Genomic DNA, 14,157 nt, shown 5'->3' on the forward strand with positions numbered 1-14,157 from the left:
TCATGAGCACATCCCCCGCCGAGCCGGCAGCTCCCTACTTCCTCGCCGGAGGAGGCGCCATGGGCGCGCGCATGCGCGCGCATGACTGGGCCGGGACTCCCCTCGGCGCGCCGGAGACATGGCCGCAGTCCCTGCGGACGCTGGTGAGCCTCATGCTCACCTCCCGCTTTCCGATGTTCGCGGCCTGGGGACCGGACCTCACCTTCCTCTACAACGACAGCTACCGCCCGATTCTCGGCAACAAGCCCGAGGCGCTGGGCCGCGCCTTCGCCGATGTCTGGTCCGACATATGGGACACGCTCAGCCCGCTGGCGGAGCGCGCCCTGTCGGGCGAGGCCACCTTCCACGAGAACCGGCTCCTCGTGATGGAGCGGCACGGCTACCGGGAGGAGACCTACTTCACCTTCTCCTACAGCCCCGTACGGGACGAATCCGGTGCCGTCGCGGGGATGTTCTGCGCCTGCACCGAAACCACGGAGGAGGTGCGGGCCAAGCGCCAGATCGCCGCGGAAGGCGACCGGCTGCGCGAGCTGTTCCGGCAGGCGCCCGGCTTCATGTGCGTGCTGCGCGGGCCGAACCACGTCTTCGAACTCGCCAACGACGCCTACCACCGGCTCGTCGGCCAGCGCGATCTCCTGGGCAAATCCGCCCGCGAGGCGCTGCCCGACCTCGCCGAACAACGCTTCTTCGATCTGCTGGACCGCGTGTACCGGACCGGCGACCCCTTCGTCGGCCACGCGCAGCCCCTCACCATCCGCCGCCGCCCCGGCGCGCGGGCCGAGAAGCGCTTCGTCACCTTCGTCTTCCAGCCGACGCGCGACGCCGACGGGCGGGTGACCGGCATCTTCGTCGAGGGCAGCGACGTAACGGAGGCCAAGCGGGCGGAAGATGCCCTGCGGGACCTCAATGCTACGCTGGAGCGGCGCGTCGCCGAACGCACGGCCGAGCGCGACCGCATGTGGCGGCTGTCCACCGATATCATGCTGGTGTCCCGCTTCGACGGCAGCATCACCGCGGTGAACCCCGCCTGGACCAGCCTGCTCGGCTGGACGCAGGAGGAGCTGCTCGGCAGCTCGTTCATGGAGCTGGTCCACCCGGACGAGCGGCAGGCCACGCAGGCCGAAATGGCGCACATCGCCTCGGGCCAGACCACCCTCCAGTTCGAGAACCGCTACCGCCACAAGGACGGGTCCTACCGCTGGATCTCCTGGATCGCGGTTCCGGAGGAGGGTTTCATGCACGGCGTCGGCCGCGACGTGACCACCCAGAAGGAGGCGGACGCGGCCCTGCGGCAGGCCGAGGACCAGCTGCGCCAGGCGCAGAAGATGGACGCGGTCGGGCAGCTCACCGGCGGCGTGGCGCACGACTTCAACAACCTGCTCCAGGCGCTGGGCGGCTGCCTGACCATGATCGGCCGGCGCACGGACGAGCCGCGCATCCGCCCGCTGCTCGACGCCGGCCAGCAGGCGGTGGACCGGGGGGCGAAGCTGGTCCAGCAGCTCATGGCCTTTGCGAGGCGCGGCAGCCTGCGGCCGGAACCCATCGATGTGCGCGACCGGGTGCTCGGCATGTCCGAGCTGCTGATCCGCGCGTTGCGCGCCGACATCCATTTCGAAACCCGCTTCGCGCCGCAGCTCTGGCCGGTCGAGGTGGACCCGACGCAGTTCGAGCTTGCGCTGATCAACCTCGCGGTCAACGCGCGCGACGCCATGCCCGAGGGCGGCACGCTGACGTTGGAGGCCGCCAACGTCTCCCTGCTGCGGGGGGATCCGTCGGGGCTTGCCGGTGACTTCGTGCGCCTGTCGGTGTCGGACACCGGCACCGGCATGCCGGCCGATGTGGCGGCCCGTGCCTTCGAACCCTTCTTCACCACCAAAGAGATCGGCAAGGGGACTGGGCTGGGGCTGGCGCAGGTCTATGGCCTCGCCCAGCAGGCCGGCGGCACCGCGCGGGTGGTGAGCGGGCCGGGCCGGGGCACGACCGTCGAGATCCTGCTCCGCCGTTCCGGCGCCGCCCCGGTCGCCGAGCCCGCCCAGCCCGAGCCCGGCACGGCCCCGCCCCGCCGCGCGGCGCGCCTGCTGATCGTGGAGGACGACCCGATCGTTTCCATGACCGTCGGCACCGCGCTGGAGGACATCGGATTCTCCGTCCTCCGCGCGCCCTCGGCCGACGCGGCGCTTCCCCTCCTGGCGGCGGGGGGCATCGACCTGCTGTTCAGCGACGTGGTGATGCCCGGCAGCATGAGCGGCGTGGATCTGGCACGCGAGGTGCGGCGTCTCCATCCGGGCCTGCCCGTGGTGCTCGCGACGGGCTACAGCGAGGAGATCGCCCGCGCCACCGGCGTCCAGGTCCTGCCGAAGCCCTACCGGATCGACCAACTCGTGGCGGTGCTCGACGCGGCGCTGGCGGAGGCCGGTCAAGCCGGAGCGGGATCAGCGCACTGAAGCGGGCCGGTGCTCCGCAGCGAGCATCATCAGGGTCAGCAGCAAGCCCGTGTCGAGGTATTTGAAGCTCGTGTGCAGGCCGAGCGCCATCGCCAGTGGCGCCAGCAGCGCCCACGCAAGCGGCGGGTTGGCGCGCAGCAGGCCGGCGGCCCTCACCGCCATTGCCCCGAAATAGGCGAGCAGAGCCACTAGCCCCAGCGCGCCCGCTTTTGCCAGAATGTAGCTCACCAGCGTATGGGTGTAGGACACGCGCCATCCGCCGACCGCCGGGTTCTCGACCAGCGCGCCCCATCCGTCCCCGAACAGGAAGGACCAGGGCGAACGGGAAATCTGCGCCAGCACCGCCGCCGCTTCCTCCCAGCGGCCGTTGGCGCCCGTCACCCTGGTCTTTTCGATGGCCAGATCCACGGCGCCGAGCAGCGTGCCGGCGAACAGCCAGCCCAGCCCGCCGGCCACCGGTGCCAGCAGAAGCATTGTCAGCGGCACGCGCGCCGCCCAGCGCGCGCCGACCGCAAGGAAGGCGAGCGCCGCGAGCCCGAGCGCCACCCGGTGCACGGCCCCCGCCAACGCCGCAAGGCACAGGAGGCCCGCCGAAAGGAAGAGCATGGCGAGGCCCCAGCGAAGCATCCCGCCGCGCCGGGCCAGCGCCGCGGCCGCGAAGGGCAGCCCGACGGCGGCGAACAGAACCGACGGCGCGTTCAGGACATAGGCGCTTCCATCGGCCATCGCCCGCGCACCGACGGCTTCGAACTCCCAGCCCGCCTGCCGCCACCAGCGCAGGACGAACAGGAAGCCGGCCAGCATCAGCCCCAGCGCCAGCGCGTCCACCGCCAAGCCCGGCACGGGCCGGCCAGCCGCACCGTCTCGCGCCCGGCGCAGCACCGGCACCAGCATCACCGGCAGGAACAGGTAGAGCAGCGGCACCACGTCACGCAGGGTGTTGGCCAAGCTCCACCCCTGCCATGCGCCGCGCAACAGGGGCACCCAGAGCAGCCAGGCGAGCGCCAGGATGCCCAGAAGCTCCCAAGCGTCCCGCCCACCGCCCCTTCCGCGCAACGCATGGCCGGTTACGACGGTGAGCGGCCGCCAAAGCCCGGCGGTTAGGGCGAGCAGCGCGCCGATCGCCAGCTCGGCAAAGCGCAACTCGGGCGGCGCCGGGACGCTGAGGGCGCCATAAACCGCCAGTGCGAGAACCAGCGTGGACAGGCGCCGGCGCAGGGCGGCGTTTCCGGCGCCGTCCGTTCCACGCGATGCGAGCGCCGTCACCTGCTCCGCTCCCCCGATTCGCCTATCCACATCTTCGGCGCGCCTTGTTCCCGCTGCTGTGGCAGAATTCCACGCCGCTCAACCCCAGGAAAGAGGAAGCCTTGCCCCACAGCGTCGAGACCCACCCGCTGCCCTCCGAACGGATCGGCACGAGCCGCTCGCTGACCGTGCACCGTTTCGGCACGCCGGGCACGCGGCCGAAGGTCTATATCCAGGCGGGGCTGCATGCAGACGAGACGCCCGGCTTCCTCACAGCACACCACCTGATCCGCCGGCTGGCCTCCGCACGCGTCCTGGGTGAGGTGGTCGTGGTGCCGGTGGCCAACCCCGTCGGGCTGTCGCAGGTCGTGAAAGGCACGCATGTCGGGCGCTACGCGCTGAACGACGGCGGAAACTTCAACCGCGGCTTCGCCGATCTCGCCGAAGCCGCGCAGGCACGCGTGCAGGGCAGGCTCGGGCCGGACGCGGCCGCCAACGTCGCGCTGATCCGCGGCGCCCTGCGCGACGCCCATGCCGAGGTACGGCCGGGCGACGAGATCGCCGCCATGAAGCACGCGCTGCTCGGCTTGGCGCTCGACGCCGACCTCGTGCTCGACCTCCACTGCGACATGGAGGCGGTCGTCCATCTCTACACCGGCGACGCGCTCTGGCCGGAGCTCGCCGACCTGGCTGCCGATCTCGGCGCGGAGGCGGTGCTGCTGGCAAGCGACTCGGGCGGCCCCCCCTTCGACGAGGCCTGTTCCGCGACCTGGTGGCGCCTGTCCGAACGGCTCGGCGCGGAAGGCCCCGTTCCCCCGGCCTGCGCCGCCGTAACCGTGGAGCTGCGCGGCAAGGCTGACGTGGACGACGCCCGGGCCACCGCCGACGCCGAGGCGATCCTGCGCACCCTGGTCCGGCGCGGGGTGGTCGAGGGTGACCCGGTCCCCCTGCCCGACCCGGCCTGCGAGGCCACCCCGCTCGCCGGACTGGCGCGGGTCATCGCGCCGGCCTCCGGTGTCATCGCCTTCCGGCGGAGCGTCGGCGACCGGGTCGAGGCGGGCGAGACCGTGGCGGAGATCGTGGATCCCACGGCAAAAGACCCGGATGCCGCGCGCATCGCGCTGACGGCACCCGTCGCCGGCCTCGTCATGGCGCGCAGCAACGTCCGCTTCGCCGGCCGGGGCGACCTCATCGCCTCCATCGCGGGCGCCGCCGCCCTGCCGGCGAGCGGACGCGGGCTGCTCTTCGACTAAAGACGGGTGGCCTTTCGGAGCGTATGCTGCCCCTCGCAATGGTTTCGACAACAGACTAAGCTGCGCCGGGCGCATCGCGCCGACAGGAATGGAGAAGGACGCCGTGGCATCGCCGCGCACATCGGGGGAGGAGCCGCCGCGCCTTGCGCGGACCGGCCACCCCTTGCGCCGGCTGTTCGGCATCGGCGCCGCCGTGCTGCTCGCCGTCACGGCCAGCCTGCTGGTGGTGCTCCAGCAGCTCCACACCGATTACATCGAGGACGCGAAGCGGGAGCTGACCACCCTCAACGTCTCGCTCGCCGAACAGACCGTGCGCGCCATCGAAAGCGTGGACGTGATCCTGACCGGCCTCGCCGAGCATCTCCGTGCAGAGAACATCCAGAACGCCGCCGATTTCAAGGCGCTGAAATCCCGGCAGGATACCCACGAGTTCCTGAAGGCGGTCATATCGGGCCTCCCCCAGGTCGCCGGGCTCAGCATGGTCGCGGCCGACGGCACGCTGGTGAACTTCTCCCGGCAGTTCCCGGTGCCCGACCTCGACCTGTCGGACCGTGACTACTTCCAGGCGGTGGAAGGCGTTCCGCCGAACCAGTCGGTCCTGACCCGCCCCTTTCGCAGCCGCGTGTCCGGCGCCTGGACGATCTATCTCGCGCGCAAGGTCGTCGGCGCGGGCGGGGAGTATATGGGGCTCCTCATCGGCATCATCGAACTCAGCTATTTCCAGGACTTCTACCGCAGCCTCCACCACGGGGAAGGCAGCGGCATCAGCCTGTGGTGGCGCGACGGGACCCTGCTGGCGCGCTGGCCCGCCCTGGACGACAAGATCGGCACCGTCGCCGCCTCGCCGGGCACCCTCGCGATGCTCGGGAAGGCGGATTCGGCCACCTTCGAGGCCTACAGCTCGGTGGATGGGCAGAACCGCATCCTCTCTTTCCAGGCGCTCCGCAATTACCCGCTCGCGGTCGGGGTGAGCCGGACCCGCGACGTCATCCTCGAGGGCTGGTACCGGCAGGCAGCCGTGACGGCCACGGCCGGGCTGGTCTGCCTGCTCGCCGCCGCACTCGCCATGTGGGCGCTGCTGCGCCAGGTCCGCGCCTACGAGGCGGTGACGCGCGCGCTGTCGGACCGGCAGCAGGCCATCGACGAACGCGAGGAGGCCCACCAGCACCTGCTGCAACTCCAGCGCATGGAGGCGCTGGGGCAGCTCACGGGCGGCGTCGCCCACGATTTCAACAACCTGCTCCAGGCCATCCGGTCGAGCCATCACCTGATCGAGACGCGCTCCTCCGGGGAGGCCGTCCTCGGCCCGTTGCGAGTCGCCCAGCAGGCGCTGGAACGGGGCGCCACACTGACGCAGCACCTCCTGGCCTTCTCGCGCCGGCAGCAGCTGGCACCCAAGCCGGTCGATCTCGGCGGGCTGGTGCGGACCATGGCCGCCCTGCTCGAACGGGCGCTGAGCGCGTCCATCCAGATCGAGGTGGAGGAGGAGCCCGGCGCCTGGCCGGCGCTGGTCGATCCCGACCAGTTCGAGACGGCGCTGCTCAACCTCGCGCTCAACGCCAGGGACGCAATGCCCGCCGGCGGAACGCTGGCGATCCGCATCGCCAACAGCCGCGTCCCTCTGGCCGCCACGCCGCGCCCATCCGGGCTGCCGGCCGGAGACTACGTCGTGCTGACCGTGCAGGACACGGGAACCGGCATGGCGGAGGAGGTCGCGGCACGGGCCTTCGAACCTTTCTTCACCACCAAGCCGGCGATGCAGAGCAGCGGGCTGGGGTTGAGCATGGTCCACGGCCTCGCCGCCCAGTCCGGCGGCGGGATTGAGTTGAAGAGCCGGCTGGGCCACGGCACCACGGTCACCCTCTATCTCCCGCGCGCCCAGGAGGCCCTGGAGGCGGAAAGCCTGCCCCGGCCGGAACCGGCCGCGTTGGAGCCGGCGGAACAGCCTGCCCCGCGTGCGGTGCGCGTTCTCCTCGTCGAGGACAACGCCCTGGTCCGCATGGCGACGGCGGCCTCCCTCGCCGAAACGGGCCTGAGCGTGACCGAAGCCGAACAGGCGGAGGAGGCGCAGGAGATGCTGCTCGCCGGGGCGGAGATCGACGTGCTCGTCACCGACTTCGCGATGCCCGGCATGAACGGGCTGGAACTGGCCCGCTTCGCGCGTGCCCGGCACCCCGGCCTGCCCGTCCTGATCGTCACGGGCTATGCGGAGAACGTTGTGCTGCGGACGGAAATGCTGGAGTCGGGCGTCGAGGTGCTCACCAAGCCCTTCAACCCGGAAAAGCTCGCGGCACGCATCGATGCCGCGACGCGGGCCGGAGACGCGGCGATGGCGTCCTGAGGACGGGCTTTTCCACCGACGCCACCCAGGGCGCCATCGCCGGGATGCGGAAGCTTTCCGCACGGCCTATAGGCGCGGACGGCCGGGCCGATTATAGTTCACCCGGAATGCGGGCGGCCGGAACGGACGTGGCCGGAACAGACAGGCGGGAAAAAAGCGTTCATGCTGAAGGGGCCTTCGCCGAAGGACAAGCCGGCGCACCTGCGCTTGTCGGAAGACCAGACCACGGAACTGGCGGACATGTTCCGGCTGATGAGCGATCCCAGCCGGCTGCGGATCATCCTCGCCTGCCTGGACACCTCGACCTCGGTCGGCGACATGGCAAGCGCGCTCGGGCTCTCGCCCTCCCTGGTCAGCCACCATCTTCGCCTCCTGCGCGCCGGGCGGCTGATCCAGGCGGAGCGGCGCGGCAACCGCGTCTTCTATCTGATCACGGACGAACACATCCGGCGCGTGCTGTCGGACATGGTGGACCACGTGTCCGAAAGCGAAGGCGACCTGGAACCCTGACGGTGCTTTCCGGAAAGCGGACGTCCATCCCGGCACCGCTTTCCGGATGGCGGTAAGCCGCTGTAGCAAAACCGTAATTGGTTTGACCCCACCGTGCCCTGCGGATCATAATCATTCGAGGTTGAAGCGCACAAAGGCGGCTGTTCCCCTTCCGAAGATCCTTCCAGGGGGCATGACGTGGAAAGCTTCCGCTTCCAGCCCGGCGAGACGCCGGTCCTGCTCAGCATTCCCCATGTCGGCACCGCCGTGCCGGATGATATCGCGGCGACGATGACGGAGGAGGCGCTGGCGCTTCCCGACACCGACCGGCATCTCGACCGGCTGTGCCATTTCGCGCCGGCGCTGGGGCTGGGATTCCTGAAGGCGACCCTGTCGCGCTACGTGATCGACCTGAACCGCGATCCGGCCGGCGCGTCGTGCTATCCCGGTGCCGACGATACGGAACTCTGCCCGACCACCAGCTTCGACCTGATGCCCATCTACAGGCCGGGGCTGGAGCCGGACGCGGCGGAAATCGAACGGCGGACCGGCGCCTATTGGCGCCCCTACCACGAACAGCTCCGGGACGAACTGGAAAGCCTGCGCGACCGTTTCGGTGTCGCCGTGCTTTTCGACCTGCACTCCATCCGGTCGCATGTGCCGCGCTTCTTCGAGGGCCGGCTCGCCGACATCAACCTCGGCACGGGCTCCGGTACGACCGCCTCCCCCCATCTCGTCGGCCGCCTGACCTGCGTCCTGAGCACGGCCGAACGTTACAGTTCCGTTCTCGACGGCCACTTCACGGGCGGCTACACCACCCGCCATTACGGCCGCCCGGCGGATGGCATCCACGCGCTCCATCTCGAGATGAGCCAGGGCATCTACATGGAGGAGGAATCCCCCTTCCGCTTCCGTCCGGAGGGCGCCGACGAACTCCGCCCGACGCTGGAACGGATGCTCGGCACCGTCGTGCAATGGGCCTGGAGCCAGACCACCATGCGCAAACGCGTCGCCCACCGGTAAGCTGCCCCGCCCCGTCCCCGGCACCGCCGGTCACAGCCTGATCTCTCGCCAAGAGGGAGGCGATGGGTTAGCCTCAACGGATTAGACATATCCGTGCGGTGGCACCATGGCGAAGCTGTTCAGGCTGTTCTTGGTCATGGCGGTCGCCGCCATGACTGTAATGGGCGTGGCGCGGGCGGAGTTCGATCCGCCCGGCCTGATGACCGACGCGTCGGCCTACGCCCGAAGCCTGACGGCGAAGGCGCCGCCGCAGCCGCGTCCGGGCCAGCGGGACGAAACGCTGAAGCAGGCCCGCGCCGCGCTGGAGCGCAAGGCCTTCGCCGAGGCCATAGCCAAGTTCGAGTCGGCCATCGCGCTCGGCGCCGCCTCGCCCACCGTCTGGCTGGAGCTGAGCGGAGCCTGGGCGGCGGGCTCCACGCCCAACAAGGACCGCGCCCTGCAAAGCGCCCTCCTTGCCTACAAGGCCGAGGAGCGCCAGGGCGGCCACGCCGAGCATCGCGTCACGGCGCTCTGGCGCATGGCCGACATCCTGGACGGGCCGTTCGCGCGGCCGGCGGAGGCCTTGCAGGCGCTGCGCGAGATCGACGCCGAGGCGCAATCCCTGCCGGCGGGCCTGCGCGACCAGCTCACCCCGGGGCTGGAGGAGCGGCGCCTCGGCCTGCGGCGCAAGGTCGGGCTGAACCTGCGCTCGGCGGAGGTCCTGACCGATGAGGCCACGCCGCGCGTCTGTCTCACCTTCTCCGACCGGCTGAGCACGCGCCAGGGCGTGCGCTTCGACGATTTCCTGCGGATCGAGCCGCCGGTGCAGGCAGCCTTGGAGGCACGCGACGAGACGCTCTGCCTGCGCGGCTTCGAGTTCGGAGCCGGCTACAGCCTCACCCTGCGCCAGGGCTTGCCGGGCGAGGACGGGCTGGTCCTGAAGGCGGATGAGACGCAGCGCCTGCGCGTTCCCGACCGCCCTACCATGATCTCCTTCCGCGGCTCCTCCTTCATCCTGCCGCGCGGCGGGCCCGATGGCATCCCCGTCATCACCGTGAACGCCGACTCCGTCGATGTCGCCGTCTACCGGGTCGGCGACCGGATGATCGCCCCCGCCCTGGGCAACGACGGCCTGTTCGGTCAGCTCAACGCCTACGGCGCCGAGCGGCTGGCCGAGCGCAACGGCGAGCTGGTCTGGAAGGGGAGCATGGCGACCCCCGGGAAGCGCAACCGGGAAGCCGTCACCGCCCTGTCCTTCCGCCAGGTCGCCGGGGAGTCGCCGAAGCCCGGCCTCTACGCCGTCACCGCGTCCGCCCCCGACCGGGATCCGAACGACGACTGGATGGAATTGGCGACCCAGTGGGTGCTGGTGTCGGACATCGGTCTCACGAGCTTCCGGGGCGCGGACGGGCTGACCGTCTTTGCCCGCTCCTACGCCACGGCCAAGCCGATGGCGGGGGTCGAGGTCGCCCTGCTCGCCCGCAACAACGCGGAGCTGGCGCGCGCCGTCACCGACGATCTCGGCCGCGTGCGCTTCCCCGACCGTCCAGCGGCCGAGGGCGGCAACGCCCCGCAGGCGGTCATGGCCTATGCCGGTCCGGACTTCGCCATGCTGGACCTGACCAGGGCCGCCTTCGACCTCAGCGACCGGGGCGTCGGCGGGCGCGCGGCGCCGGGGCCGATGGACGCCTTCGTCTACACGGACCGCGGCGTCTACCGCCAGGGCGAGACGGTCAACCTTTCCATCCTGCTGCGCGACGACAGGACCGAGGCCGTCGAGAATTTTCCATTGACGGTCAAGGTGCTGCGGCCGAGCGGGACCGAGTATTTCGCCGGCACGCTGCCGGCCGGGCCGGCGGGCGCCCATTTCCTGCCGCTGACGCTGTCGGCGACGGCGCCGCTCGGCGGCTGGGAGGTGCTGGCCTACGCGGACCCGAAGGGAGAGCCGGTCGGCCGCGCCACCTTCCAAGTCGATGACTTCGTACCGCTCAAGCTCGCGCTGGAGGCAAAGGCCGCCGCGTCGCATCTGACGCCGGACCAGCCGGTCGATGTGACGGTCGATGCGCGCTTCCTCTATGGCCCGCCCGCCGCTGGCCTCACCGGCACGGCGGAACTCGTGCTGCGCACCGACCCGCTTCCCTTCCCGCAGCACAAGGGTTTCCAGTTCGGCCTGGAGCAGGAGACCTTCGACGCGCGCGTCGAGACGCTGGAATTCCCGGAGACGGACGCTGAGGGCCGTTCGGTCGTTTCGGTGTCGCTGCCGTCCCTGCCCGACGTGACGCGCCCCTTGCGCGCCGACGTGCGGGTGGCCCTCTCCGAGCCGGGCGGTCGCCCCGCCCGTGCGTCTGTGGCGCTGCCGGTGCGGGCCAAGGACTTCTCCGTCGGGCTGCGCCCGCGCTTCCCGGACGGGCAGATCGGCGAGGGGCACGAGGCCCAGTTCGACGTCATCGCCGTCGCCCCCGACGGCGCACTGGTCGCAAAACCCGGCCTCTCCTGGGAGCTGATCGAGGAGCGCGTCACCTTCGTCTGGTACGAGCAGGACGGCCTCTACAGCTACAAGGCCATCACCAAGGACGTTCCGCTCACCTCCGGAACGGTAAACGCAACCGCTTCCGGCCCGGCGGCTCTGTCCGCCGGCCGGCGGGATTTCGGGCGCTACCGGTTGGAGGTCACCGACCGGGCGACGGGTGTCGCCAGTTCCGTGCGCTTCGCGTCGGGCTGGCAGACCAGCGACGAGGCGGACGAGACACCGGACAAGCTGACGGTTTCGCTGGACAAGCCCGCCTACCACCCCGGCGAGACCGCGCGTGTGCGGCTGACGCCGCCCTTCGCGGGCGAGGTGCTGCTCACGGTCGCGACCGACCGGCTGTTCGAGGTCCGCGCCCTGTCGGTGCCCGCCGACGGCGCCACGGTCGAGGTGCCGGTGAACGCGGCCTGGGGGCCGGGCGCCTATGTCACCGCGACCGCCTTCCGTCCGCCCGTCCGGGGCCGCGACCGCCAGCCGGTGCGCGCCCTCGGCGTCGCCTGGGTCGGCATCGACCCGGCCGCCCGCGCGCTCGACGTGGCGCTGGAAGCGCCCGCGACGGTGCGCCCGCGCACGCCCCTGGAGGTCGCCGTGAAGGTCGCCGCGGCCGGTGGCGGCGCGGCCGATGGTGACGCGGTCAAGGACGCCTATGTGACGCTGGCCGCCGTGGATGAGGGCATCCTGCGCCTGACCGACTTCGCCAGCCCCCAGCCGGAAAAGCACTTCTTCGGCAAGCGCATGCTCGGGCTGGACATACGGGACGATTACGGCCGGCTGATCCATCCGATGGACGGCGCCTTCGGCGCCCTGCGCCAGGGCGGCGACGCCAGCATGGGCGGGCTGCCGGTGGTCCCCTTCTCGGTCGTTTCGCTGTTCCGGGGGCCGGTGAAGGTCGGACCGGATGGCGTCGCCCGTCTGCGGCTGGACCTTCCCGACTTCAACGGCGAGCTTCGCCTCATGGCCGTGGCCTTCAGCCGGGGCCGGGTCGGCTCCGCCGCCCAGCCGGTGACGGTCCGCGACCCGCTGGTGGCCGACGCCGTCATGCCGCGCTTCCTCGCCCCCGGCGACGACAGCCGCGTGACCGTGTCCTTGCACAATGTGGAAGCCCCCGCAGGCAACTATGAAGTCACCGTCCTGGGCGCCGATGCCGTCGGAGTGGAAGGCGGGACGCAGAGCGTCGCGCTGGCGCCGGGCGAACGCGCGTCGCTGGCCCTGCCGCTCCGTGGCCTGTCGGCCGGGATCGGGCGCGTGTCCCTGTCGGTGACGGGGCCGGACGGCCTGGCGCTCGGCCACGATTACGCCATCACCGTGCGCCCCGCCCGCGCGCCGGAAACGCGCTTCGTCACGCGGCAGGTGGCGCCGGGCGAAACGGCCCGGATCGACGGGACGGAGCTGGCGGGCTATCTGCCCGGCACGTCGGCCATGTCCGTCAGCTTCAGCGCCGCCCCGCCCTTCGACGTGGCCGGCATCCTGCGGGCGCTCGACCGCTATCCCTTCGGCTGCGTCGAGCAGACGATCAGCCGCGCGCTGCCGCTGCTGGCCGTGGCCGACGTCGAGATGGCGCTGGGCACGGCGCGCAAGCCGGGCGACGGGCTGGAGGCCCGCGTCCAGCAGGCGGTCGCCCGCACGCTCGACCGCCAGCGCTTCGACGGCAGCTTCGGACTGTGGAGCGCGGGGGACGAGACCGACGACTGGCTGACCGCCTACGCCGTCGAGTTCCTGGCCCGCGCCCGGCAGAAGGGCCACGCCGTTCCGGACAAGCCCTTCGCCGACGCTCTCGGCTGGCTGCGCCAGCGCGTCGCGGCCGGCGGCGACACGGCGGAGGGGCTGGCGGCCCGCGCCTACGCCCTCCACGCGCTGGCGCTTGGCGGCGTGTCCATGGGGGGCCAAGCGCGCTACCTGCACGACACCGCGCTCGAAAAGCTGCCGACGCCGCTCGCCAAGGGGCAGCTCGGCGCGGCCCTGGCGCGCATGGGCGACCGGGAACGCGCGGCGAGCGCCTTCGACTCCGCACTCGCCGCGCTCGCCCGCAACGAATGGGCCTTCGATTACGGCTCCACCGTACGCGACGCGGCAGCCCTGGTGGTGCTCGTGACCGAGGCCGGCATGAGCGAGGGCCGCATCGAGCCGCTGGTCGACCGGCTGCCGGCCTCCTCGTCCGCCGTGGACCGGACCAGCACGCAGGAGCAGGCCTGGGCGGTGCTCGCGGCCGAAGCGCTGATGCGCGGCTCCTCCAACTCGGTGACGCTCGCCCTGCCCGGTGGAGAGCGGAAGGGGACGCGCGTGAACCTGAACCCGACGCCGGTGCAGCTCGCCGGCGGATTCCCGGTGGGCAACAGCGGAAAGGCGGCGATCTGGCAGGCGGTGTCGCTGTCCGGCGTGCCGGTGGTGCCATCCCCGGCGGCGCGCGAGGGGCTGCGCGTCAAGCGCAACTTCTTCACCCGCGCCGGCGAGCCGCTGAACCTCGACAGCCTGCGCCAAAACGACGTCTTCGTCGTGCTTCTGGAGGGCGAGGCCAGCACGAACCTCCACCACCGCGCGGCACTCACCCTCCCCCTCCCGGCGGGGTGGGAGATCGAGAGCGTCCGGCTGGACAGCGCAGGCGAAGCCATGCGCTGGATGGGCGACCTGACCTTCGCCCACACGCTGGAGGCGCGCGATGATCGTTTCATCGCGGCCTTCGACCTCACGGAAACGACCCGGAGCTTCCGGCTGGCCTTCCTCGTCCGTGCGGTGACTCCGGGCACCTACGAGCTGCCCGGCGCCACGCTGGAGGACATGTACAAGCCGCGCTTCCGGGCGCAGCAGGCGACCGGCCGCATCACCGTCCACGCGGTGGAGTGAAGCGGGCCATGCGGG

The 14,157-nt window shown here is 71.4% G+C and carries 7 protein-coding genes; 6 read left to right on the top strand and 1 reads right to left on the bottom strand.

Annotated elements, in window-relative coordinates; translation table 11 throughout:
- Nucleotides 1-2: 2 nt before the first annotated feature.
- Nucleotides 3-2,444 (top strand): PAS domain-containing sensor histidine kinase, encoded by a 2,442-nt coding sequence (locus JUB11_RS07360; RefSeq protein ID WP_207457839.1) that lies wholly within the window; start codon nt 3-5, stop codon nt 2,442-2,444.
- Here the strand turns inward: JUB11_RS07360 and JUB11_RS07365 are convergent.
- Nucleotides 2,433-3,710 carry a hypothetical protein gene (locus JUB11_RS07365; RefSeq protein WP_348771379.1) on the bottom strand — a complete coding sequence of 426 codons (1,278 nt, stop codon included), beginning with the start codon at nt 3,708-3,710 and terminating at the stop codon, nt 2,433-2,435. The two genes, JUB11_RS07360 and JUB11_RS07365, sit on opposite strands and share 12 nt — an antisense overlap.
- Before the next feature lie 101 nt (nt 3,711-3,811).
- On the opposite strand from JUB11_RS07365, the gene JUB11_RS07370 reads away from it, so the two are divergent.
- From JUB11_RS07370 to JUB11_RS07390, 5 genes are all read left to right on the top strand, one after another.
- Complete coding sequence (locus JUB11_RS07370) at nt 3,812-4,942, top strand: succinylglutamate desuccinylase/aspartoacylase family protein (RefSeq protein WP_247886909.1); 1,131 nt, start codon at nt 3,812-3,814, stop codon at nt 4,940-4,942.
- Nucleotides 4,943-5,045: 103 nt separating this feature from the next.
- Nucleotides 5,046-7,283, top strand: coding sequence for a response regulator (locus JUB11_RS07375; protein WP_348771380.1), 2,238 nt, complete (start codon nt 5,046-5,048; stop codon nt 7,281-7,283).
- A 162-nt stretch (nt 7,284-7,445) separates the two neighbouring features.
- A complete protein-coding gene (locus JUB11_RS07380) occupies nt 7,446-7,793 on the top strand; it encodes a metalloregulator ArsR/SmtB family transcription factor (protein ID WP_207457844.1) in 348 nt (115 codons plus the stop codon).
- A gap of 177 nt (nt 7,794-7,970) precedes the next feature.
- Nucleotides 7,971-8,795: an N-formylglutamate deformylase gene (gene hutG / locus JUB11_RS07385; protein WP_207457846.1), complete on the top strand. Its 825-nt coding sequence runs from the start codon at nt 7,971-7,973 to the stop codon at nt 8,793-8,795.
- 106 nt (nt 8,796-8,901) lie between these two features.
- Nucleotides 8,902-14,142 (top strand): alpha-2-macroglobulin, encoded by a 5,241-nt coding sequence (locus tag JUB11_RS07390; protein WP_207457849.1) that lies wholly within the window; start codon nt 8,902-8,904, stop codon nt 14,140-14,142.
- Nucleotides 14,143-14,157 lie beyond the last annotated feature (15 nt).

Origin of the sequence: Azospirillum sp. SYSU D00513, from assembly GCF_017356015.1 — a bacterium.
Classification (GTDB): domain Bacteria; phylum Pseudomonadota; class Alphaproteobacteria; order Azospirillales; family Azospirillaceae; genus Azospirillum.